The organism is Methylobacterium sp. Leaf111 (genome assembly GCF_001423285.1).
In the GTDB taxonomy this organism is placed as follows: domain Bacteria; phylum Pseudomonadota; class Alphaproteobacteria; order Rhizobiales; family Beijerinckiaceae; genus Methylobacterium.
On record NZ_LMNE01000012.1, the window covers coordinates 172762 to 195084 of the forward strand.

A 22323-nucleotide genomic window follows, 5' to 3' on the forward strand; every position below is an offset into this window, starting at 1 on the left:
GCCGGTCAGGCGGCGACGGCGAGGCTGGCGACGTCGAGCTCGGCCAGGGCCGAGATCAGGCCGCTGCGGTCGAACTTCGCCACCAGGTCGGCGATGCCGAGGGTCCGTGCCCGCTCGATGGCCTCGGTCCCGATAGTGCCGGAGAGGCCGATGACGGGAAGCCCGGCGACGCGGCCCTCCACCTTGCGCATGGCGCCCACGAGGTCGAAGCCGCTGCGGCCCGGCATCTCGAGGTCGCACACCACCACGTCGATCCGCCCGTTGGAGAGCAGGGCCGCCACCGCCTCATCGGCACTGGCCGCGGTGACCACGCTGTAGCCGGCGGCCTTCAGGACCGGGCTCAGCATCTCGCGGAAGAAGGCGGAGTCGTCGACGAGGAGGAGCGTCGAGCTGCGCTTGACCGTCTTCTTGGGGCCCCGCGCCCAGTCGTCGTAGGCGAGCGGCAGGAAGTGGGCGATGTTGATGATCTCGGTGGCGCGGCCGCGCAGGACGGCGGAGCCGATGAGGTCCGAGCGGTCGGCCGAGATCTCGACGTCGAGACGCTCCTCGACGATGTCGACGATCTCGTCGACCACGAGGCCCATGGCGCGCTCGCCGTCGGAGAAGACCACGAGGGCCTGGGTGCCGGAGGTGCGGATCTCGATCGACGGATCGGCGGGCACCAGCGGCATCAGGCGGCCGCGGTACTGGATCAGCGGACGGCCGCCGACCCACTCGACCTTGGCCGATTCGATCTCTTCCAGGCGGGTGACCAGCGAGAGCGGCACCGCCTTGTAGCTGCCGGCGCCGCCCTTGAAGACGAGGAGCGTCGCCTTGGCGTCGGCGGCCTCGACCTCCTCGACCTCGGCCTCGACCGGGATGGCGCCGGTCTGCGAGCCCTGGCTGACCTGCTGGGCGATGCCGTTCGGATCGACGATCAGCACCACGGCGCCGTCGCCCAGGATGGTGTTGCCGGCGAACAGCGGCAGGTGACGCAGCTTGGAGGACATCGGCTTCACGACGATCTCCTCCGTGTGGAAGACCTCGTCGACGAGGATGCCGAAGCGCTGGCGCCCGACCTGGGCGACCACCACGAAGCCGGAATCCACGGCGTCGGCGGCCTGGTCCTGGCCGAGGACGCCCGTGAGGGTGACGATCGGGAGGAGGCGCTCGCGCAGGCGCAGCACCGGCGAGCCGTTGATGCGCTCCACCTTCTGCGCCGTCGCCTTGTCGACCCGCACCAGTTCGAGCACCGCGACCTGCGGGACCGCGAAGCGCTGCTCGCCCGCCTTGACGATGAGGGCGGCGATGATCGCCAGGGTGAGCGGGATCTTGATGGTGAAGGTGGTGCCGCGGCCTAGCTGCGTGTTGATGTCGATGACACCGCCGATGAGCTCGATGTTCGTCTTCACCACGTCCATGCCGACGCCGCGGCCGGAGACCGAGGTGATGGCGGCGGCGGTGGAGAAGCCCGGATGGAAGATGAACTTCGCCACCTGGGCGTCGGTCATCCGCTCGACTTCCGCCTGGCTGGCGACCTTGCGCTCCACGGCCTTGCGGCGGATGGCGGCGAGATCGAGGCCCTTGCCGTCGTCGGCGATCTCGATCGTGATCGTGCCACCCTCGTGATAGGCGGAGAGGCGGATCGTGCCGCGCAGCGGCTTGCCGGAGGCCTTGCGGTCGGCGGCCGACTCGATGCCGTGATCGGCCGAGTTGCGCACCATGTGGGTGAGCGGGTCCTTGATGACCTCGAGCACCTGGCGGTCGAGTTCGGTCTCGGCGCCGCTCATCACGAGCTCGATCTGCTTGCCGAGTTCCGACGACAGGTCGCGCACCACGCGCGGCAGCTTCTGCCAGGCGTTGCCGATGGGCTGCATGCGCGTCTTCATGACGCCTTCCTGCAGCTCGGCCGTCACGTGGCTCAGGCGCTGGAGCGGAACCTTGTAGGTCGAGTCGTCGTGCCGGCGGGCGATCTCGAGGAGCTGGTTGCGGGTCAGCACCAGCTCGGACACCATCGTCATCAGGTGCTCGAGGGTGTCGACGTTGACGCGAATGGTCTGGACCTTGGCGATGCCCCCCTCGCCGTCGGACGCGGCGGGCGCGTCGGCGGCTTTCGCGGGCGCCTCTGCGGCCTTCACCGGCATCGGGGCGGGTGCCTCGCGCACCGGCTCAGGGGCCGCGGCGACCGGTTCCGGCGCGGAGGCGACGGACGCGTCGAACGGATCGGGCCCTTCCGCTTCCATGAAGGCGCGCTCGAGGTCCTCGAGGCTGACCTCGCCAGGCTTCAGCTCGCGCAGGACCGGATCGGGCAGCGTGATCTCCGCGACGGGCGCGGGGGCGGTGGGGGCGATCGGGGCGGAGGCCATCTCCTCCAGGGCGCCGATGAGATCGTCGTCGCTGCCGGCCGGCTCGGAGCCGGTGGCCTCGAGGTCGCCCAGGATCGCCTTGAGGCGATCGAGGGTGACGAGGATGAGGCTGACCGCGGGGCCGGTGACCGGCATGCCGTCGCGGAACTGGCCCATCAGGGTCTCGGCGGCGTGTGCCAGGGCTTCGAGGCGCGGAAGGCCGAGGAACCCGCAGGTGCCCTTGATGGTATGGACGAGGCGGAAGATGTTCCGCAGGATCGTCTGATTGTTCGGATCCTGTTCGAACCGGACGAGCTCGGCATCGACCGTGTCGAGGTGCTCGGCACTCTCGGTCAGGAACTCACGCAACAAGTCGTCCATGAGGGGTACTCAGTCCATACGCGCACTACAGTCTGTGCAGGACCGACCTTGCCCCCTAACCGGTTAGGGAAGGGTTTCACCCCGAACGACAAAGCGGGAGACCGCGACAATATTTGTCGATCTCCCGCCGATGGGCCGAAACTCGCCGCGCGTCAGGCCAGCGCCGTCTCCGGCGGCTCCGAATCCGACGGGCGATCGGCTTCCGGCTCCGCGGGAGCCGGGGTCGGCGCCTCGGGCATCGCGGCGGCCGTGGCGGTCGCCGTGATGGTCACGGTGTCGCCCTCGATCGCGAAGCGCACGTCCATGGCCGCGGCGCGGGCGACGAGGCCGGCATAGAACGGCAGGATGCCGTGGGCGTCCACGGTGCCGTTCTCGGGCGTGCCGGCGATCATCTGCTCCACGTGGGCGGGAATCCGGGCGTGGGAGCCCTTGCTCTTGAGGGTCAGGGTCGGAGCTTCGCCGTCGCCCTGCACCACCACGTCGATGAGACCGCCGCGCGGGATCGCGCTCTGGGCGATCATCACGAGGTTGAGCAGGAGCTTGACCTTGTTCTTCGGGTAGAGCGCCTGCGGCGCGCTCCAGGCGAGCTGCGTCTTGTCGTCGGCGAACATCCCCCGCGACACCTTCTCGGCGTCGGCGAGGTCGATGGAGGCGCCCGCCGAGCCGGCGGCCCCGAAGGCGATGCGGGCGAATTGCAGGCGTGCCGAGGCCTGACGCGCGCTCTTGGCGATGAGCTCCAGGGCGAATTCCCGCATGGAGGTGTCGCTCTCGTCCTCCAGGACCTCCAACCCGTTCACGATCGCGCCAACGGGGCTGATCACGTCGTGGCAGACCCGTGAGCACAGGAGGGCGGACAGATCGAGGGCGTCGAGATTGAGGGGGGTCATGGTGCGCTCCGCGCAGGCGTTTCGGGGCCGCGTCCGGTCGTGAACGGCACCGATAGACGGCGCCGGAAGCTTTGAAAAGCACCCGGACCGATCGCGATCCGGGTCGACAAGGGCCGGTGGCGCGGGCATCATAACCGGTATCATGTCGATCGATGCGCCGACGCGCGACCGTATTGCGGCGACCCTGATGGAAATTGCCTGCCGGGCGGGCGAGATCCTGAAGCGGCACCACGGGGGCGACTGCCCGCACGTGCTCAAGCCCGACGGTTCGCCGGCGAGCCAGGCGGATTCCGAATCCGAGGCCTTCATCCTCGCGGAACTCGCCAGGGCTTGGCCGGGCATTCCCGTGATCGCCGAGGAATCGTCCTACGACCAGCCCCCGGCGCCGTTGTTCTTCCTGGTGGATCCCCTCGACGGCACCCGGGACTTTCTCGCCGGCAACGCGGAGTACAGCGTCAATATCGGGCTGATCGCGGGCGACCGTCCGATCGCGGCCGCTCTGGCCGCCCCCGGCCTCGGCCGGGTCTGGGGCGCAGGCGGCCAGGCGTTCGAAGCGGAGATCCGGAACGGACATCTCGGCGCGCGCCTGCCGATCGCGGTGCGACCGCGGCCGGACCAGGGGCTGGTGGCCCTGCGCAGCAACCGGCACGGCGACATCGAGACCGAGACCTGCCTCGGCGCGCTCCGGGTGGGCTCGACCCGGTCGGCGGCCTCCGCCCTGAAGTTCTGCCTGATCGCCGCCGGCGAGGCCGACATCTACGTCCGCTGCGGTCCGACCATGGAATGGGATACGGCGGCCGGCGACCACATCCTCACGGTGGCGGGTGGCTGCGTCGTGGCGCCGGCCGGCCGGCCGATGACCTACGGGCATTATACGCGGAACTACCGCAACGGTCCCTTCGCTGCCCTGGGCGACGCGAGCTATGCGGCCAACCTCGTCCTGCCCGAGCGCAGCCCGTCCGCCCGTCCCGCCGACCGGCACGCGCCGCAGGACGCGCACCGGATCTGTGCGCCGGGCGCCCTCATTCCGGGAAATCCCGCTCGATCTGATCCGTCAGCGTCGGCCAGCGCAGCTCCGCCTCGGCGGCGAGATGCGGCTCCGCGATGAGGCGCAACCGGTGCGCGTCGCTGCGGCAGAGGTAGAGCCGGTCGATCCCGTCCGGGCCGGGCAGGCGCGCATAGATCAGGGGATCGGCGTCCACGAGGCGGCCGGCGAGGACGCCGATCGGATCGAAGCCGCCGAGGCGTGGCGCGTAGGCGGCAGGGTCGCCGCGGAAGGCCTCCCGATTCGCCGCCCGCGCGAAGCGCCACGTCAGCCGGTCCCAGAGGATCTCGTAGGCGGCTCTGCCGGCTTCGGGACCGTCGAGGAAGTAGCTGACGGCGTCGAACCCCCCGAGGGCGATGCGGCCCGCGGGCAGGCGCGGCAGGGTCGCGGCGCGGGCGCCGGCGGCGTGCAGCCCACCGGCCGCGGCGACGCGAAGCAGGTGACGGCGCGTTAACCACATGTTGCTCTGTTTCGCATCATGATCGCCGCGTATCGAGGCGCACCGGCCCCGGCCGGAACGGTCTCTCGGATGACAGCCCGGTCCATAGCGCGGTCTCGGTTAGCAAGACGATAGCGCCCTCGGGCGGATGTCGGCAGACAGGAGGGACGAGGCATGACGTCGAACCATCGGGCCGTCCGCGCCCGCCCATCGCACGCACCTGCGACCCGGCGCACCGTCGTCGGTGCGCTGGCGGGCGCCCTCCTCCTCGGCGTCTCGTCCCGCGCCCTCGCGGTGAGCGACGGAGCGCCCGGCAAGTTCCGTCCCGAGGAGCTGGTCGACAACGGCCATCGCTTCTTCGGCTCGATGTCGCGCGGCCTCGCGCAGCTGGTGGAGGAGGCGACCCGGCGCTGGGGCGAGCCCAACGGCTACATCCTCGGCCAGGAAGCCTCCGGCGCCATCGTGGGCGGCGTTCGCTACGGCGAGGGGACACTCTACACGCGCAATGCCGGGCAACGGCGGATCTACTGGCAGGGCCCCTCCATCGGCTTCGACGTCGGCGGCGACGGCGACCGCACCATGATGCTGGTCTACAACCTGCCGGCCGTGTCGGGCCTCTACCGCCGCTTCGGCGGCGTCGACGGCTCCGCCTACCTCGTCGGCGGCTTCGGGATGACGGCGGTGACCGCCGACGACATCATCGTGGTGCCGATCCGCACCGGCGTCGGCGCCCGGCTGGGCATCAACATCGGCTATCTCAAGTTCACGTCGAAGCCGACCTGGAATCCCTTCTGATTCGCAGGACGACCGGGGTGTGTCCCCGCGCGTCTTGCCCATCCCGGGGGGACATGGGCTAAACAAGCCGACGAGGGTCGACGGCCAGCTCCGTCGTCATTGTCGTCCACGGCTTGTTGAGCGAGCGTTTCCGCGTGATCGAAACCGTGATGATCTTCGCGCTCGGCTTCCTGGCCGCGAGCCTGTGCGCCCTGTTGCTTCTGCCCGCCGTGAATGCCCGGGCCGCCCGCCTGTCGGAGCGCCGCATCGAGGCGCGCCTGCCCCTCTCGCTCTCGGAAGTCGCCGCCGAGAAGGACTACCTGCGGGCGCAGTTCGCCGTGGCCCAGCGCCGCCTGGAGCGTCAGGTCGAGGCCGTGAAGGCCCATCGCCACGCCGATCTCGCCGCCATCGGGGCCCGGACCATGGAGGCCGCCGCCCTTACCCGCACGGTCGAGGCCCGCGACGCGACCTTGAGCGAGCGCGAAGCCGCCCTGGCCGCGACCCGCACCACCCTCGGCGGCGTGGAGCGCGATCTGGAAGCGGCGCGCCAGGAGACCGCGCTGGGCCTCGCCACCCTGCAGGTGCTCGAGCAGGCGCACCAGGAGGTGCTCGACGACCTCATCGCCGCGCGGTCCGCCCAGGTCCCGCCGGACCCGGCCGGCGCTCCCGCCGCCACCGGGTCCGAGGTCCCCGACCTGACCGCGGCCCTGGTCGCCGAGCGCGAGACCCTCAGGGCCAGCCTGAATGCGGCCGAGACAGCCCTGGCCGAAGTGATGGCGCGCCGCGAGGGCGAGGCCGCTGATCTGCGCCGCCGGATCTCCGACGTGGCCGACAGCCTGATGCAGCGCGACCGGCTTCCGCCCGTCTCGGCGTACGCGATTCCGGCGCGCTCCAACTGAATGCCGCTCGCGGGCCGAACCCGGCGCGTCATGTGCGCGGGAAAACGCCGCGGGCGTTGCACGGACGGGAAAACGCGGCGTAGAAAGCGGCCTGACCACGCGGCGACCATCCGCGCGCCATGTTTCGACCATCTCGGCGCTTCATCGGATCGCCCATTCCCCTGTTTCTTGAGACGGACCGCGCCCCCCTATGGCCCTTAAGCTCACGTCGCTTGCCTTCCTCCTCGCCGCCACGGTCTCCACCGCACCGGCGATCGCTCAGCCCGCGGCGCAGCCGCAAGGGGCCACGACCGCCCCGCAGACGAAGCGCGGCAATGAAACCCTGAAGAAGTACTGCACCGGCGACTACCTGACCTATTGCGGCAACCTCGCCACCGATGATCCGGCCCTCGACAAGTGCTTCCAGACCAACTGGACCAAGCTCTCGGAGAACTGCCGTCGCGCCATCGACGTCTACCAGAAGACGGACGGCAAGAAGAAGGGCTGAGCCCAACCCGACGCCGCGCGGGACAGCGTAGCCGTTTCGCTCGCATCGCCGAGCCGCAGCGGCTATGCTGTCCGCCACCGCGTTCCGGACCGCAAGCGTTGATGTTCCTCCGTTCCCGCCCCCTGCCGACGATCGCCGCGATCGGCCTCATCGCGCTGTCCGCTTCGGCCTGTGGCCGGCGCGGCGCCCTCGAGCCGCCGCCCGGCACCGCCGCCGCGCGCTCGGTGGCGCGGCCCGGCCTGCCCGGCGTCGCGAGCCCGCGCGCGCTGCCCCAGAGCGTCGGCCTCGGCGGGGAAGCGGCGACGCCGGAGCCGGATGCGGTCCGCGCCGGTGACGAACTCGACACCCTGGCGGTGCCGGGCTCGGGCGCCGAGGCGCCGGTCAAGACGACGCGCGGCGCCAAGCGCGGCTACGTCGTGCCCAAGGAGCCTTTCCTGCTCGACCCGCTGCTGTAGAAGCGGATCACCAGAGCCCATTTCCCAGCTTCGTGCGGGAAGGCGCGCCCGCCCGGTCGCGCCGCGCGCGGGGCCCGCAATTCCCGGGCGGGATGCCCGCAGGCAGGCCGATGCACCACTTCCACTATCGTGACGGTCGGCTCCAGGCGGAGGATGTCGACCTGACCGCCCTCGCCGAGACGGTGGGGACGCCGTTCTACTGCTACGCGACCGCGACGCTGGAACGCCACTACGCGGTCTTCGCCAAGGCCTTCGGCGGGGACGACGCCCTCGTGTGCTTCGCCATGAAGGCGAATTCGAACCAGGCCGTGCTGGCCACCCTGGCCCGCCTCGGGGCCGGCATGGACATCGTCTCCGAGGGCGAGCTGCGCCGGGCGCTGGCGGCGGGCGTCGATCCGCAGCGCATCGTCTTCTCCGGCGTCGGCAAGACCCAGGTTGAGATGGCTGCCGCCCTGAAGGCTGGCATCTTCTGCTTCAACGTCGAGAGCGAGCCGGAACTGGCCCAGCTCTCCGCGGTGGCATCAAGCCTCGGTTTGACGGCGCCGATCTCCATCCGGGTCAATCCCGACGTCGATGCCGGGACCCACGCCAAGATCTCGACCGGCAAGTCCGAGAACAAGTTCGGCATCCCGATCAGCCGGGCCCGGGCGGTCTACGCCCACGCGGCGACCCTGCCGGGCCTCGCGATTTCCGGCGTCGACATGCATATCGGCAGCCAGATCACCGACCTGGCTCCCTTCGACCACGCCGCCGGCCTCCTGGCCGGGCTGGCCCGCGACCTGATGGCGGAGGGGCATCCGCTCCACCACATCGATTTCGGCGGCGGCCTCGGCATCCCCTACCGCGACGACAACGCGCCGCCGCCGGAGCCGGCGGCCCTGTCGGCGATCCTGCGTCCGCATTTCGCGCCGCTGGGCCTGCGTCCGGTCTTTGAGATCGGCCGGATGATCGCCGGCAATGCCGGCATCCTGGTCACCCGCGTGATCTACGTGAAGCGCACCGAGGGGCGGACCTTCGTCATCGTCGATGCGGCGATGAACGACCTGATCCGCCCGACCCTGTACGAGGCCTATCACGGCCTGCGGCCGGTTCGGGAACCCACGGCCGAGACGCCGCGCCTCGTGGCCGACGTGGTGGGGCCGGTCTGCGAGAGCGGCGATTACATCGCCCTCGCCCGGGAGATGCCCGAGGTCGCCCCGGGCGACCTCATCGCCGTGATGAGCGCCGGCGCCTACGGGGCGGTGCAGGCCGGCACCTACAATTCCCGCCTCCTCGTGCCGGAGGTGCTGGTGCGCGGCGCGGATGCCGCCATCGTGCGTCCGCGCCAGACCTACGAGGACCTGATCGCCCTCGACCGGATGCCGGACTGGCTGAGCCCGCAGGCCTGAGCGTCAGGCGGCGAGCTCGCCCTCGATCCGGTCGACCGCCTCGCCCGGAACGTCCAGGGCCTCGGCGAGGCGTTTGAGAAATTCGCGCTCCTGCAGCGTATCCGCCAGGACGGAGAGGCGCACCGCCGAATAGATCCGCGTCGCCTGCGCGGGCGTGTTCACCGCATCCGCGATGGTGTCGAGGTCGGCCGGATCGGCGATTTCCGCCTCCAGCCAGGCGGCGCCGTCCCTGGCGAGGCCGGAGGCCTGGACCGCCGCATCGAGGCGCTGTCGCTCGTCCTTGTCGATCATCCCGTCGGCCAGGGTCGCCGCCACCATGGCGCGGAGCATGAGCCGGGCCTCGTCCTCGCCGACGGCGGGCGCGGCCGGCGTCGCGGCCCCCTCGGGCGTAGTCGGCGTGCGCAGGGCCCGGGCGGCGAGGCCCGCCACCAGGGCGAGGCCGCCGAGGGCCGCACCGGCGGCCAGACGGCCGCGGCGCGCATGCACCAGAGCCTCGACGAGGGGCTTCACATCGACCATGGCGGGCATCCTTCTCACGCATTGAACGCGAGGCGGCAACACGCGAGAGACGCCGCGGGTTCAGATCGCGGACGGGATTGGCTCGGCGCCCTTCCCCGCCACCTGGGATGATTTGACCCCGTCGCACGGCGCCTCCACCATGCTAGCCTTGCGGGGAAGGCGCGACGCCGATGCGACGCGCGAGGAGCCAGACACGATGGGCGAGGCCGACCCGGCGACCTCCACGAGCAGCGGGCCAGAGCAGGGCACCGGCGGTCCGGTGCTGCGCCAGCGGCTCGACCGGCTGGTCACCCGCTCGCAGGCGGCCGGCCTCTGGGAGCGGGCCTGGCCGATCCTGTGGCGTGGCCTCGGGCTGATCCTGGCTTTCCTCGCCCTGTCCTGGCTCGGGCTCTGGCTCGACCTGCCGCCCCTGGGCCGGATCGTTGGCCTCCTGCTCTTCGCCCTGGCGTTCGTCGCCGCGCTCCTGCCGCTGACCGGCCTGCGGCGCGACACCCGCCGCGAGGCCCTCGCGCGGATTGACCGCGCGGCCGCCGCCAGGGGCGGGACGCTGTCTCATAATCCCGCCTCCTCCATCGAGGACACCCTCGCGGTCGGCACCACCGACCCGGCGACCCGCGCCCTCTGGGCGCTGCATCAGGCGCGTGCGGCCGAGGCCGTGGCCGGGCTGAAGCCGCCGCCGCCCCGGCCCGCCATGGCACGGCGCGATCCCTTTGCCTTGCGGGCCGGCCTGATCGTCGCGGCCGTGGCGAGCCTGTTCGTGGCCGGTGCCGAGTGGCGCTCCCGCATCCTCGGCGCCTTCGACTGGCAGGCGCCGCCACCGCCTGGCCCGACCTTCCGGGTCGACGGCTGGATCGATCCGCCCGTCTACACCCGCATGCCGCCCCTGGTCGTGACGATGAACGGCGAGCAGCAGCGCCTGCGCGCGCCGGTGAACGCGACCCTGATCGTCCGGATCGCCGGCCAGGGCGAGGCGGTCCTGACGCCGAAGGCCGGTCTGAAGCCGCTGCCCGGCAAGCCGCCCCATGCGGATCTGCGCGAGGACCGGTTCCAACTCACCGGCGGTGTCGCCGACCTCACCGTCGCGGCGGGCGGCACGACGCAGCACCTCCTGGTCGAGACGATTCCCGACACGCCCCCCGAGGTGGAGCGCATCGGTGCCCTTGAGGTGAACGCGCGCGGGACCTTCAACCTGACCTACCGCGCCAAGGACGATTACGGCATCGCCTCCGCCGAGGGGGTGGTGGAACCCCTGGCCAACACCCGCGCCCTGGTGCCGCCGCCGCGGATCGCCCTGGCCCTGCCGGCGGACGCCGCCGGCGAGCGCGATACCAAGACCCTGGTCGATCTCACCGACAATCCGTGGTCAGGCGCGCGCGTGCGCCTGACCCTGGTGGTGAAGGACGAGGCCGGTCAGGAGGGGCGTACGCCCACCGCCGAGGTGACGCTGCCCGCGCGGGTCTTCACCCAACCCCTGGCCCGCGCCCTGGCCGAGGAGCGCCGGCGCCTGATCACCGCGCCCGACGACAGCCGCGTCCGGGTCCAGACCGCCGTCGACGCACTGCTCATCGCGCCCGACACCTTCACGCCCCAGGCCAGCGTCTACCTCGGGCTCAAGGCCGCCTCGCGCCGCCTGAAGGCCGCGCGGAGCGACGAGGCCCTGATGGCGGTGGCCGACCTCCTCTGGGAGATGGCCCTGAAGATCGAGGACGGCGACCTCTCGGATGCGGAGAAGAGCCTCCGCGCCGCCCAGGACAACCTCAAGCAGGCGATCGAGCGCAACGCGCCCGACGAGGAGATCAAGAAGCTCACGGAGGACCTCAAACAGGCCCTCGACAAGTTCATGAAGGGCATGGCCGAGCGCCAGCGCAAGGACGGCAAGCCCCAGGCCGAGAAGAGCCCGCCGAACGCGAACGCCAAGACGGTGACGCCGGACGACCTCGACAAGATGCTGAACGACATGGCCGAAGCCATGAAGCGCGGCGACACCGCCGAGGCGCAGCGACTCCTCGACCAGCTCCGCGAGATCCTCGAGAATCTCCAGACCGCGGAGCCCGGCGGCAAGTCCGACCCCAACAGCCGCGAGATGAGCAAGCAGGCCGACGAGCTCGACAAGCTCTCCCGCGAGCAGCAGGACCTGCGCGACGAGACCTTCAAGGACGGCCAGGACAAGCGCGGCCAGCAGGGCCAGGGTCAGCGGGGCCAGCGCCCGCAGCGCGGGCAGCCGGGCCAGCAGGGCGAAGGCCAGAAGGGTCAACAGGGACAGCAGGGCCAAGGACAGCAAGGACAAGGACAGCAGGGTCAGAAGGGCGAGGGCCAGAAGGGCGGCGCCGGTCAGCGCCAGCAGGCCCTCCGCGAGCGCCTGGACGAGCTGCAGCGCCGCATGAAGGACCTCGGCATGCAGGGCGAGGACGGCCTGTCCGATGCCGAGGAGGCCATGCGCGAGGCCGAGGGCGCCCTCGGCCAGGGCAAGGACGGCGACGCGGTCGAGGCCCAGGGCCGGGCCCTGGACGGACTCAAGCGCGGCGCCGAAGGCATGCAGAAGCAGATGCAGGAGATGGCCGAGGGCGAGGGGGAAGGCGACGGGAAAGGCGAGGGCGAGGGTGGCGAGAAGCCGAGTCAGCAGGGCCAGGCCGGCAACCGCGACGACGATCCCCTCGGCCGACCCACCAAGGGCCGCGACATGACCAACGGCAATGCCCGCGTGCCGACGGCCGACGAATCCACCGTGCAGCGCACCCGCCGCATCATGGAGGAGCTGCGGCGCAAGCTCGGCGACCCGAGCCGCCCGCGCGAGGAGCTCGACTACTTTGAGCGTCTCCTGCGCCGCAATTGACGCATCGAACCGCCCCCTGGGCTCCTCCCCCGGAGGGGCCCATATGGGGAGCGATAATTCCCGACCCGACAGCCACGAGACCTGACGCCGTGATCTCCTCCAATTCTCTCGTGCTCCTTGCCTGCGTCGCGGTGGCGGTGGTCCTGATCCTCGGCCTGTTCAACATGATGCGCGGGGGCAGCGCCAACCTCTCGCAGAAGCTCATGCGCCTGCGCGTCCTGCTGCAGTTCCTGGCGATCATCTTCATCATGGGCGTGGTCTGGTGGCGCTCGGCCTGACCCCGTCGCGCGGGGCGCCGCCGCGTCCTGATGTCGGTGCGTGACCGGGGCGCTGGCGCCCCCTCCGGCCGGCTGAGCGCCCGAACGGAGCGAGTGTGGCCGGGAGGTCTCACCGCACAGCTATCGCCGCCCCGCGACGCGCGATGCCTGCCGATGCCGTGAGCGGGCATGCTAGACACCTTCGGTCAACCCGGAACCATCCCGATGCAGTCCCACCCGCTTCGCCTCGCCGCTGCCGCCGCCGTGCTCGCCACGGCCATGCCGGTCCAGGCCGCCGACTTCCCGTCCGCGCCGCCGGCCGCCTATGTCAGCCCTGTGAAGCCCCTGAGCATCGTCTCCGAGGTCCGCATCGGCGGCGCCGTGCAGGATCCCGGCAGTGCCGAGCACAACACCAGCAACATCAACGGCGAGATTCTGTTCTCCAAGCCGCTGGTGAGCGTCGATCCGTTCTGGCAGGCCTTCGTGCCCCGGGCCACCGTCGGCGGCAGCTACAACTTCGGCGGCCGCACCAGCTACGCCTATATCGGCGCGACCTGGACCGTGGATCTCTTCCCGCAGACCCTGAACAACATCGTCTTCCTCGAAGGCTTCTTCGGCGCCGGCGCCCATAACGGCTACACGGGCCCGAAGCCGACCGCCCCGGCCGGGTTCAACACGCTGGGCTGCAATCCGCTCTTCCGCGAGGCGGCCGCCCTCGGCTTCCGGCTCACCGAGCACTGGAGCATCATGGCCACCGTCGAGCACATGTCGAATGCCGGCCTCTGCGCGAACAACCGCGGCCTGACCAATTTCGGCGGCAAGCTCGGCTACACCTTCTGAGTTCGCCGCGCTCGCATCCGCCGTGAGCCTCAAGGGCCGGTTCCGCCGATGCGGGGCCGGCCCTTATCGTTCCGATTCAGCGACTCCCAGCGGCGGCAAACTGCGCTAGGTTCCCGCTCCTGCAGGCCTCACTTGCCAGCCCCGCTCAGGATCGGACGCCATCGTGGTCACCCTCAACCGCATCTACACCCGAACCGGCGACAAGGGCTCGACCGCCCTCGCCAGCGGCGAACGGCGCTCGAAGGCGGATCTGCGGATCGAGACCTACGGCACCGTCGACGAGACCAATGCCTGCATCGGCCTCGTGCGTCTGCATGCCGATCCGCGCCTCGACGCCATGCTGAGCGCAATCCAAAATGACCTGTTCGACCTCGGCGCGGACCTCGCAACCCCGGAAAGCGCCGAGCCGCCGAAATACGAGCCGCTGCGGATCGTCGCCGCGCAGGTGCAGCGGGTCGAGCGCGACATCGACGCGCTGAATGCCGACCTCTCGCCCCTGAAGTCCTTCGTGCTGCCCGGGGGATCGCCGGCCTCGGCCGCTCTGCATCTTGCCCGGACGGTGTGTCGGCGGGCCGAGCGCCTGGCGGTGGCCCTGGCCGCCACCGAGGGCGAGATCGTCTCGCCGGAAGCCCTGCAATACCTGAACAGGCTCTCGGACTTCCTGTTCGTGGCGAGCCGGACCGCCAATGCCAACGGCGCCGACGACGTGCTCTGGGTGCCGGGCAAGAATCGCTGAAAGCCAGGCATTCGGAATACCACGGAGCTGCGGGCCCGGGGCCGTGCGGCCGGTCCGCAGCGCCGGACGGCACTCACCGGGGCGGGCGGCGGCGGGGCGCGTTGACAAGGCGGAAATGAGGCCGTTACGGTCCGCCGCCTCAATGACCAGGGTTCTGGACATCCGGGTTTCCCGGAGGTCCTTTGCGCGCCGCGCCGGCCTGGTCGAAAAACATTATCCGCGCGGAGGATTGTGAACGCCATGAAGGTTCTGGTGCCCGTCAAGCGGGTCGTCGACTACAACGTCAAGATCCGGGTCAAGGCCGACGGTTCGGGCGTGGACCTCGCCAACGTCAAGATGTCCATGAACCCCTTCGACGAGATCGCCGTCGAGGAGGCGATTCGCCTGAAGGAGAAGGGCAAGGTCACCGAGATCGTCGCCGTCTCGATCGGTCCGCAGCAGGCGCAGGAGACTCTTCGGACCGCCCTCGCCATGGGCGCCGACCGGGCGATCCTGGTGAAGACCGACGGCGTGGTCGAGCCGCTGGCGGTGGCCAAGATCCTGAAGGCCCTGGTCGAGAAGGAGGCCCCCGGCCTCGTCATCCTCGGCAAGCAGGCCATCGACGACGATTCGAACCAGACCGGCCAGATGCTGGCGGCCCTCCTCGACTGGCCCCAGGGTACTTTCGCCTTCAAGATCGAATTCGGCGAGGGCGCGATCGACGTCACCCGCGAGATCGATGGCGGCCTCCAGACCGTGACCCTGACCCTGCCGGCCATCGTCACCACCGACCTGCGTCTCAACGAGCCGCGCTACGCCTCGCTGCCCAACATCATGAAGGCGAAGAAGAAGCCCCTCGAGGAGCTGGCCCCCGATGCCCTGGGCGTCGATGTGACCCCGCGGGTCACCGTGCTCAAGACCGTGGAGCCCGCCGGGCGCAAGGCCGGCATTAAGGTCGGGTCCCCGGCCGAACTCGTGCAGAAGCTGAAGGGCGAGGCCGGGGTTCTCTGAGACCTCGCCCCGCCGATGGCTTCAAGACCCCGCCGCGCCGACGCGGCGGGTGAGACGGGGTCCGGGACCCTCCTGCTGATCGATTTTGAGGTTCGCACACCATGGCCACCCTACTCCTCATCGAGCACGACAACGGCGCGGTCCGCGACGCGAGCCTGAAGGCTTTGACGGCCGCCGTCGCCCTGGGCGGACCCGTGCACGCCCTCGTGGCCGGCGCCGGCAGCCGCCCCGCCGCCGAATCCGCCGCCAAGCTCGAAGGGATCGAGAAGGTGCTGCTGGCCGAGGACGCCACCTACGACCACCTCCTCGCCGAGCCGACGGCCGCGCTGCTCGTCGCCCTGGCGGAGCCCTACGACAACGTCGTCGCGGCGGCCTCCACCACCGGCAAGAACGTGCTGCCGCGGGTGGCCGCCCTCCTCGACGTGGCGCAGATCTCCGACATCATCAGCGTGGTCTCCCCCGACACCTTCGAGCGTCCGATCTACGCCGGCAACGCGATCCAGACCGTGCAGGCCGGTGCCGGCAAGAAGGTGATCACCGTCCGCATGGCGGCCTTCAAGCCCGCCGGCGAGGGCGGTGCGGCCGCTGCGATCGAGCCGATCCAGGCAGCCGCCTCCTCGGGCAAGTCGAGCTTCAAGGGCGAGGAGATCGCCAAGTCCGACCGTCCCGAGCTGGCCGCGGCCAAGATCATCGTGTCCGGCGGCCGTTCGCTGGGCTCCTCGGACAAGTTCAAGGAGCTGATCGAGCCCCTGGCCGACAGCCTCGGCGCCGCCGTGGGCGCCTCCCGCGCCGCCGTCGATGCCGGCTACGCCCCGAACGACTGGCAGGTCGGGCAGACCGGCAAGGTGGTGGCACCGGAGCTCTACGTCGCGGTGGGCATCTCGGGCGCGATCCAGCACCTCGCCGGCATGAAGGACTCGAAGGTCATCGTCGCAATCAACAAGGACGAGGACGCACCGATCTTCCAGGTGGCGGATTACGGCCTCGTGGGCGACCTGTTCCAGATCGTCCCCGAGCTGCAGGCCGAAATCGCCAAGGCGAAGGGCTGAGGCGGAACAGGCACGTCCGGCCGGTGCGCGCCGCGCGCGCACCGATCGCCCGGTACGGATGGCCTTCCAACGTGGAAATGCTCTAGGACGCTGCTGCCGCGAAACGTTATAAGCGAAACGGGCGTCCTCGGCGGCCGGGCGGGACCCGGACCGCGACGGCGGGACGATCCAGGGGTGCGAGTGCAGACGATGGGCATCGATATCAGGACGGTCGGCATCATCGGCGCCGGGCAGATGGGCAGCGGTATCGCGCATGTCTGCGCGATGGCGGGGCTCGACGTCCGCCTGAACGACCGCGACCCGGCCCGCATCCACAACGGCCTCGCCACCGTGGACGGCAATCTCGCCCGTCAGGTGGCCAAGGGCACCATCGCGGACGATCAGCGCCGCAGCGCGGTCTCGCGGATCGTGGCGGCGGAGAGCTTCGACGACCTTGCGCCCTGTGACCTCGTCATCGAGGCGGCCACCGAAGACGAATCGACCAAGCGGCAGATCTTCAGCACGCTCTGCGCGTCGTTGAAACCCGATGCCCTGATCGCCACCAACACATCGTCCATCTCGATCACGCGACTCGCCGCCTCGACCGATCGGCCGGAGCGCTTCATCGGCATCCACTTCATGAATCCGGTGCCGGTGATGCAGCTCGTCGAGCTGATCCGCGGCATCGCCACGGAAGACCCGACTTACGAGTCAGCCAAAGCCTTCATCGCCAAGCTCGGCAAGACGTCGACGATGTCGGAAGATTTCCCGGCCTTCATCGTCAACCGCATCCTGCTGCCGATGATCAACGAGGCGATCTACACGCTCTACGAGGGCGTCGGCTCGGTGGAATCGATCGACACCGCGATGAAGCTCGGGGCGAACCACCCGATGGGGCCCCTGCAGCTGGCCGACTTCATCGGCCTCGATACCTGCCTGTCCGTGATGCAGGTGCTCTACGAGGGACTAGCCGATTCGAAGTATCGGCCCTGTCCGCTGCTGGTGAAATACGTCGAAGCCGGCTGGCTCGGCCGCAAGTCCAAGCGCGGCTTCTACGATTATCGCGGCGAAACGCCTGTGCCGACCCGCTGAGGCGGACCGGCACGGACGACCTTCAGGCTTACTGCTTGTTGCCGTTCGCGGCCGGCTGGGCCGGGCTCGGATAGGCCGGGTTCGCGGCCGGAACCGAACCGGTGTTCGACGACGACGTCGCGTTCGACGAACCCTTTACAGACCCCGTCACTTCCTGGCGGGAGGCGTCCTGGCTCTGGCTGGCGTAGTCCTTGGGCGAGTTCGCGCCCTGCCAGGTCATCAGGCCGGTGATGGCGATCGCGAGCAGCACGAGGCTGGCCACGAGGACGTAGAGTGCCGGCTTGCCGCGCTTGCCCTGCCGGGCTTCCTGACCGTGTAGATTCTCTGCCATGCGATCCTCGCTTGTACGGTCCTGAAGACCGATGTTTCGACCCGAGCACCGATTCCCGTGAATCCTGCCCGTGATTCTAGCTCGAGTCTGAAACGCGACGGTCGAGAGGGGAGTTCCCGCCGAGGTCCGACCTAGCGGCCGGTCACCAGCATGATCTTGCCGAGATGGGCGCTCGACTCCATCAGTTCGTGCGCCTTGCGGGCCTCCTCCAACGGGAAGGTGGCATGGATCACCGGGCGGATCGTCCCGGCTTCGAGCAGCGGCCAGACGTCCCGGGCAAGGCCTTCGGCGATCGCCGCCTTCTCGGCTTTCGGCCGGGCTCGGAGCGTCGCGCCGGTGAAGGTCAGGCGCTTCATCATGATCGGGGTCATGCTGAAGGCATCGACCTTGTAGCCCTGCATGAAGGCGATCTGCACGAGGCGCCCCTCGATCGCCAGGGCCGAGAGGTTCTTGGCGAGGTACGGCGCCCCGACCATGTCGAGGATGACGTCGACGCCGTTGCCGTCGGTGAGGCGCTTCACCTCCTCGACGAAGTCGGCCTCGCGGTAATTGATCGCCGCCTCGGCGCCGAGATCGCGGCAGAAGGCGCACTTCTCGGCCGAGCCGGCGGTGGCGAAGACGCGGGCGCCGTGATGCTTGGCGATCTGGATGGCGGTCGATCCGATGCCGCTCGATCCGCCATGGACGAGGAAAGACTCGCCGGCCTTGAGCCGCCCGCGCTCGATCACGGTGCTGTAGACGGTGAAGTAGTTCTCAGGCAGGCCCCCGGCCTCGACCAGCGAGAGCGACGCGGGCTTCGGCAGGCATTGGCCGATCTCGGCCACGGCAAACTCGGCGTAGCCACCGCTGATCACCAGGGCGCAGACCTCGTCGCCGACCGAGACGCCGGAGACGCCCTCACCGAGGGCGACGATGCGGCCGGCGACCTCGAGGCCGGGGATCTCGGTGGCACCCTTCGGCGGCGGGTACTTGCCCTCGCGCTGCTGGATGTCCGGCCGGTTGATCCCGGCGGCGACGACCTCGATCAGCACCTGGCCAGGCCCGGGCTGCGGCAGCGGCACCGTCTCCAGGGCCAGCACATCCGGCCCGCCGGCAGCGGTGAAGCGGATCTGTCGCATGGTCTCGGGCAGGCTGGCTGTCATCGGGGTCTCCTCCTGGAAGCCCCGTCATGTGCCGCCCGGCTGGTACTTGGCAAGATCATGGCTTGGCAAGATCAAGGCTTGGCAAGATCGCCGCTTGGCGAGATCACGCCGCGCGGGCGGCGCTCAGCGGGTGCCGTACATCCGGTCGCCGGCATCGCCGAGGCCCGGGACGATGTAGCCGTGGTCGTTGAGGTGGCTATCGATGGCGGCGGTCCAGACGGGGACATCCGGGTGGGCGGCCTGCAGGCGGGCGATGCCCTCCGGGGCCGCGAGCAGGCAGACGAAGCGCAGGTCCTGCGCGCCGCGCTGCTTCAGGAGGTTGATCGCCGCCACCGCCGAGTTCGCGGTCGCGAGCATCGGGTCGAGCACGAGAACCGTCCGGTCGACCAGATCGGAGGGCGCCTTGAAGTAGTATTCCACCGCTTCCAGAGTCTCGGGGTCGCGGTAGAGCCCCACATGCGCCACGCGGGCCGAGGGCACCAGGGACAGCATGCCGTCGAGGAAGCCGACGCCGGCCCGCAGAATCGGCGCCAGAACCAGCTTCTTGCCGGCGATCTGCGGCGCCTCCATCGACTGGATCGGCGTCTCGATCGTCACCGTCTCCAGGGGCAGGTCCCGGGTGACCTCGTAGGCCAGCAGCATGCCGATCTCGTTGAGGATCTGGCGGAAGCCCTTGGTCGAACGCTCGCGCTGGCGCAGCAGGGTCAGCTTGTGCTGCACGAGGGGGTGGTCCACCACCCGGACGGTCGCGGCGGCTGGCTGCATCGCTGGATCTCCATGAAGCCGAGGTCTGATCCTGGGCGGCGGGAGACCGAGGCAAGACCGGGACCGGATCTCTAGAGCATCGTGGGATTGCGAGCGAGGTCTTCGGACGGATTGCGCCCGGCAAAAAGGGCTCCCGACCTGCGCCGGAAGCCCTCGCGTCATTCCATTTCGGCGGAGAGGTCGCTCAGACCGCGCGGGTGGCGTCCGCGCTGCGGCGCTTCTGCATGAAGGCGTCGAACTGCTCGCGGTCCTTGGCCCGCTTCAGCTCCTCGACGAACTCGGCGAAGGCGCGGCTCTCCTCCTGCAGGGCCCGGCGCTGCGCATCGAGCCGCTCGATCTCGCTGCGGCGGTAGGCGTCGAAGGCGAGGTTGCCGGTGCTGCCGCCATTGGCGGACTCGAACGCCGCGGCGAAGCGCGAGCGCGTGGCGCTCGCGTTCCACGAGGAGCCGCGGCCGGCGAGGCCCCGCAACTCGCTGAGCGCGGGATACCCCGCGACCTTCCAGGCGATGTAGGCGGCGGCCAGGGGCCACCAGTAGACGAAGGCGACGACGATGGCGCCGATTTCGAGGGATCGCTTGGGGAAGGGGCCGCTACGGCAGACCTTCCCGGTGGTGAAGGGGGAGGAAGAGAAGCTCACGGCTCACGGCTCCAATGTAAATGTGAACGACATTCACTTGCGGATGGAGCGACGCGCTTTCAAGGGGCGCTCAATCGGTCAGGCCTGTTCGCGCGTCCGGCCGCCCGCTGCTGCGCCGTGGACGAGGGCGAGCACGCCCGCGCGCAGCAGCTCGTACTTGTCCGGCATGCCGGCGGATTTCGGCAGGTGTCCGGACGCGGAGAGGGTTGCGAGGCCGTGTGCGAGGGCCCAGACCTCCAGGGCGATGAACCGGGGCGCGACGCCGCCGAACCCCTCCGGAAAGGTCGCCTGAAGCGCCTCCACCAGGAGGTCGAACGGGCTCGGTCGGAGGCTCGGCACTGCGTTCGGTTCGGCGGCGGCGAGGCCGCGGGTCTCGAAGATCGCCGCGTAGTAGCCGGGTTCTTCCTCGGCGAAAGCCAGATAGGCCTCGCCCATCCGGGTGAACCGCTCCAGCGGCGTGCCCTTGGCCGTGAGGGCGCGGGCGAGGCGCTCGGCGAGGTCGGCGAAGCCGCGGCCGGCCACCTCTTCGAGCAGGGCCTCGCGTCCGCGGAAATGGCGGTAGAGCGCCGCCGGCGTGACGCCGACGAGGCGGGCCGCATCCACCAGCGTGAAGCCGCCGATGCCGCGCTCGGCGATGAAGCGGCGCGCCGCCTCGATCAGCGCCTCCTTGAGGTTGCCGTGGTGGTAGCTTCGCCGGTCACCCGGTCCTTCGCGCCAATGCCGCACGCCAAACTCCCCGCCCCCGCTCCGCATCGACAGGACCGGTCGTATCGGCCGAAGGTTCCCCGTCTCCCCCTCCCCTAACACGAAGGGATCGGCTGACGAGACCTCCCCGGGGCCACGGAGGTCGAATCCCGTCGGGTTTCCCGTATCCGACGGGCAGATCACGGGATTCCGTCTCGAAGACGCTTGTCGGGCGCGAAGCTTTGCCCCCATGATATTTACGAAGTAGAAACCTTGGGCTGTGGATCACGAGCCGTGCGGGAGTCGACGGGACAGGGTGATTTCGAAACCCTGACGGACCTCATCTACGAGGCGGCGATCCTGCCCGAGCTGTGGCCTGCGGTCCTGGACCGACTCGCCGCCATCGCCGGCGCCCAGGGAACGGTCCTGATCGCGGCCGATCTCGAAACCCATCGCTGGATCAACAGCGAATCCCTCGATCAGGTCATGGCCGATTTCGCCGCCGGGGGCTGGAGCAGCGCCGGTCAGCGCACGGCGAAGCTTCTCGCCGCCCGCCATGCGGGCTTCATCCGCGAGCAGGACGTCTACACCCAGGCCGAACTGGAGCAGGACGTCCTGATCCAGCAATTCCTGCGTCCGCGCGGGCTCGGATGGGGTGCCGCCACCGCCTGCCCGCTGACCACCGGCGACACGCTGATCTTCAGCATCGAGCGGCGCTACACGGACGGTCCGGTGCCGCAGGCCGCGACGGTGGTCCTCGACACCCTGCGGCCGCATCTGGGCCGCGCGGCCCTCGTCTCAGCCCGGCTGAAGCTGGAACGGGCACGCGCCGCGGTGGGCGCCCTGGAGGTGCTGGGCCTCCCGGCGGCCGTCCTCTCACGCCACGGGCGCCTGCAGGAACGCAATGCGAGTTTCACCGGCCTCGTGCCGCGGGTGGTGCGCGATCAACGCGAGCGGGTCGCCCTTGCCCATCCCGGTGCGGACGCCCTCATGGCGGACGTGCTCGCCGGTCAGCGGGCGCAGGCGGCGCGCTCCATTCCGATCCCGGCCGACGACGACCATCCCGCCATGGTTCTCCACCTGCTGCCCATGCGCGGGCAGGCCCAGGACGTCTTCGGTGGCGGCACCCTCCTGATGATCGCCGCCCCGGTCCTGCCGCGTCCCGTCCCGGGCACCGAATTGCTGGCCGGTCTGTTCGACCTGACGGCGGCCGAGGCGCGGATCGCGCGGGGCATCGCGGACGGCGTCACCATCGCGATCCTCGCCGCGCAGCAGAGCGTGCGGCCGGAAACCATTCGCGGTCAGGTCAAGGCGATCTTCGCCAAGACAGGTGTGACGCGCCAGGTCGACTTGGCCCGGCTGATCTCGGGCCTCAGCCTGATCCGGTGAC

The 22323-nt window shown here is 70.1% G+C and carries 23 protein-coding genes; 14 read left to right on the forward strand and 9 right to left on the reverse strand.

Features of this window, described 5'->3' with window-relative positions:
• Window positions 1-5 precede the first annotated feature (5 nt).
• Both ASF41_RS09905 and chpT read right to left on the reverse strand, forming a co-directional pair.
• Window positions 6-2705 carry a hybrid sensor histidine kinase/response regulator gene (locus ASF41_RS09905; protein WP_056492822.1) on the reverse strand — a complete coding sequence of 900 codons (2700 nt, stop codon included), beginning with the start codon at window positions 2703-2705 and terminating at the stop codon, window positions 6-8.
• A gap of 152 nt (window positions 2706-2857) precedes the next feature.
• The gene (chpT, locus tag ASF41_RS09910) at window positions 2858-3592 is read right to left on the reverse strand and encodes a histidine phosphotransferase ChpT (RefSeq protein WP_056492825.1); all 735 of its coding nucleotides are present in this window, start codon (window positions 3590-3592) and stop codon (window positions 2858-2860) included.
• Between the two features lie 142 nt (window positions 3593-3734).
• On the opposite strand from chpT, the gene ASF41_RS09915 reads away from it, so the two are divergent.
• A complete protein-coding gene (locus ASF41_RS09915) occupies window positions 3735-4700 on the forward strand; it encodes a 3'(2'),5'-bisphosphate nucleotidase CysQ (RefSeq protein WP_082504238.1) in 966 nt (321 codons plus the stop codon).
• Here the strand turns inward: ASF41_RS09915 and ASF41_RS09920 are convergent.
• Entirely contained in the window at window positions 4615-5097 is a 483-nt protein-coding gene (locus ASF41_RS09920) for a hypothetical protein (RefSeq protein WP_056274732.1), read from the reverse strand. The two genes, ASF41_RS09915 and ASF41_RS09920, sit on opposite strands and share 86 nt — an antisense overlap.
• 153 nt (window positions 5098-5250) lie before the next feature.
• On the opposite strand from ASF41_RS09920, the gene ASF41_RS09925 reads away from it, so the two are divergent.
• The 5 genes from ASF41_RS09925 (at window position 5251) to lysA (ending at window position 9079) form a co-directional block, all read left to right on the forward strand.
• The gene (locus tag ASF41_RS09925; RefSeq protein WP_082504240.1) at window positions 5251-5871 is read left to right on the forward strand and encodes a DUF1134 domain-containing protein; all 621 of its coding nucleotides are present in this window, start codon (window positions 5251-5253) and stop codon (window positions 5869-5871) included.
• Window positions 5872-6005: 134 nt separating this feature from the next.
• A complete protein-coding gene (locus ASF41_RS09930; RefSeq protein ID WP_056492828.1) occupies window positions 6006-6749 on the forward strand; it encodes a hypothetical protein in 744 nt (247 codons plus the stop codon).
• Between the two features lie 190 nt (window positions 6750-6939).
• The gene (locus ASF41_RS09935) at window positions 6940-7236 is read left to right on the forward strand and encodes a hypothetical protein (RefSeq protein WP_056222617.1); all 297 of its coding nucleotides are present in this window, start codon (window positions 6940-6942) and stop codon (window positions 7234-7236) included.
• A 101-nt stretch (window positions 7237-7337) separates the two neighbouring features.
• Window positions 7338-7691 (forward strand): hypothetical protein, encoded by a 354-nt coding sequence (locus tag ASF41_RS09940; protein ID WP_056274735.1) that lies wholly within the window; start codon window positions 7338-7340, stop codon window positions 7689-7691.
• A gap of 110 nt (window positions 7692-7801) precedes the next feature.
• On the forward strand, window positions 7802-9079 hold the full coding sequence (gene lysA, locus ASF41_RS09945) for a diaminopimelate decarboxylase (protein WP_056492830.1): 1278 nt from the start codon (window positions 7802-7804) through the stop codon (window positions 9077-9079).
• 3 nt (window positions 9080-9082) lie between these two features.
• Here the strand turns inward: lysA and ASF41_RS09950 are convergent, their stop codons facing one another.
• Window positions 9083-9598: a DUF533 domain-containing protein gene (locus ASF41_RS09950; protein WP_056492833.1), complete on the reverse strand. Its 516-nt coding sequence runs from the start codon at window positions 9596-9598 to the stop codon at window positions 9083-9085.
• Between the two features lie 196 nt (window positions 9599-9794).
• Here ASF41_RS09950 and ASF41_RS09955 point away from each other — a divergent pair, with 196 nt between their 5' ends.
• The 7 genes from ASF41_RS09955 to ASF41_RS09985 all read left to right on the forward strand — a co-directional run bounded on the left by ASF41_RS09955 (window position 9795) and on the right by ASF41_RS09985 (window position 17374).
• Window positions 9795-12431, forward strand: coding sequence for a TIGR02302 family protein (locus tag ASF41_RS09955; protein ID WP_056492837.1), 2637 nt, complete (start codon window positions 9795-9797; stop codon window positions 12429-12431).
• Window positions 12432-12523: 92 nt separating this feature from the next.
• Entirely contained in the window at window positions 12524-12709 is a 186-nt protein-coding gene (locus tag ASF41_RS09960) for a twin transmembrane helix small protein (RefSeq protein WP_056222977.1), read from the forward strand.
• A 204-nt stretch (window positions 12710-12913) separates the two neighbouring features.
• Window positions 12914-13528, forward strand: coding sequence for an acyloxyacyl hydrolase (locus tag ASF41_RS09965; protein WP_056222637.1), 615 nt, complete (start codon window positions 12914-12916; stop codon window positions 13526-13528).
• A 163-nt stretch (window positions 13529-13691) separates the two neighbouring features.
• Window positions 13692-14264 (forward strand): cob(I)yrinic acid a,c-diamide adenosyltransferase, encoded by a 573-nt coding sequence (locus tag ASF41_RS09970; RefSeq protein WP_056222640.1) that lies wholly within the window; start codon window positions 13692-13694, stop codon window positions 14262-14264.
• Window positions 14265-14504: 240 nt separating this feature from the next.
• A complete protein-coding gene (locus tag ASF41_RS09975; protein ID WP_056222643.1) occupies window positions 14505-15254 on the forward strand; it encodes an electron transfer flavoprotein subunit beta/FixA family protein in 750 nt (249 codons plus the stop codon).
• Between the two features lie 101 nt (window positions 15255-15355).
• Window positions 15356-16303, forward strand: a complete 948-nt coding sequence (locus ASF41_RS09980) for an electron transfer flavoprotein subunit alpha/FixB family protein (protein ID WP_056492840.1) — start codon at window positions 15356-15358, stop codon at window positions 16301-16303.
• 189 nt (window positions 16304-16492) lie between these two features.
• A complete protein-coding gene (locus tag ASF41_RS09985; RefSeq protein WP_056222980.1) occupies window positions 16493-17374 on the forward strand; it encodes a 3-hydroxybutyryl-CoA dehydrogenase in 882 nt (293 codons plus the stop codon).
• Between the two features lie 28 nt (window positions 17375-17402).
• Here ASF41_RS09985 and ASF41_RS09990 read toward each other — a convergent pair whose 3' ends face one another.
• The 5 genes from ASF41_RS09990 to ASF41_RS10010 form a co-directional block, all read right to left on the reverse strand.
• The gene (locus tag ASF41_RS09990) at window positions 17403-17705 is read right to left on the reverse strand and encodes a hypothetical protein (protein WP_056492844.1); all 303 of its coding nucleotides are present in this window, start codon (window positions 17703-17705) and stop codon (window positions 17403-17405) included.
• Between the two features lie 131 nt (window positions 17706-17836).
• Window positions 17837-18847 (reverse strand): NAD(P)H-quinone oxidoreductase, encoded by a 1011-nt coding sequence (locus ASF41_RS09995; RefSeq protein ID WP_056492846.1) that lies wholly within the window; start codon window positions 18845-18847, stop codon window positions 17837-17839.
• 123 nt (window positions 18848-18970) lie between these two features.
• Complete coding sequence (upp, locus tag ASF41_RS10000) at window positions 18971-19612, reverse strand: uracil phosphoribosyltransferase (RefSeq protein WP_056222654.1); 642 nt, start codon at window positions 19610-19612, stop codon at window positions 18971-18973.
• 184 nt (window positions 19613-19796) lie between these two features.
• Window positions 19797-20249 (reverse strand): DUF2852 domain-containing protein, encoded by a 453-nt coding sequence (locus ASF41_RS10005; protein WP_056274750.1) that lies wholly within the window; start codon window positions 20247-20249, stop codon window positions 19797-19799.
• Between the two features lie 78 nt (window positions 20250-20327).
• Window positions 20328-20975, reverse strand: a complete 648-nt coding sequence (locus tag ASF41_RS10010) for a TetR/AcrR family transcriptional regulator (RefSeq protein ID WP_056222983.1) — start codon at window positions 20973-20975, stop codon at window positions 20328-20330.
• Between the two features lie 252 nt (window positions 20976-21227).
• Here ASF41_RS10010 and ASF41_RS10015 point away from each other — a divergent pair, with 252 nt between their 5' ends.
• Complete coding sequence (locus tag ASF41_RS10015; RefSeq protein ID WP_056351115.1) at window positions 21228-22322, forward strand: helix-turn-helix transcriptional regulator; 1095 nt, start codon at window positions 21228-21230, stop codon at window positions 22320-22322.
• Window position 22323: the final 1 nt, after the last annotated feature.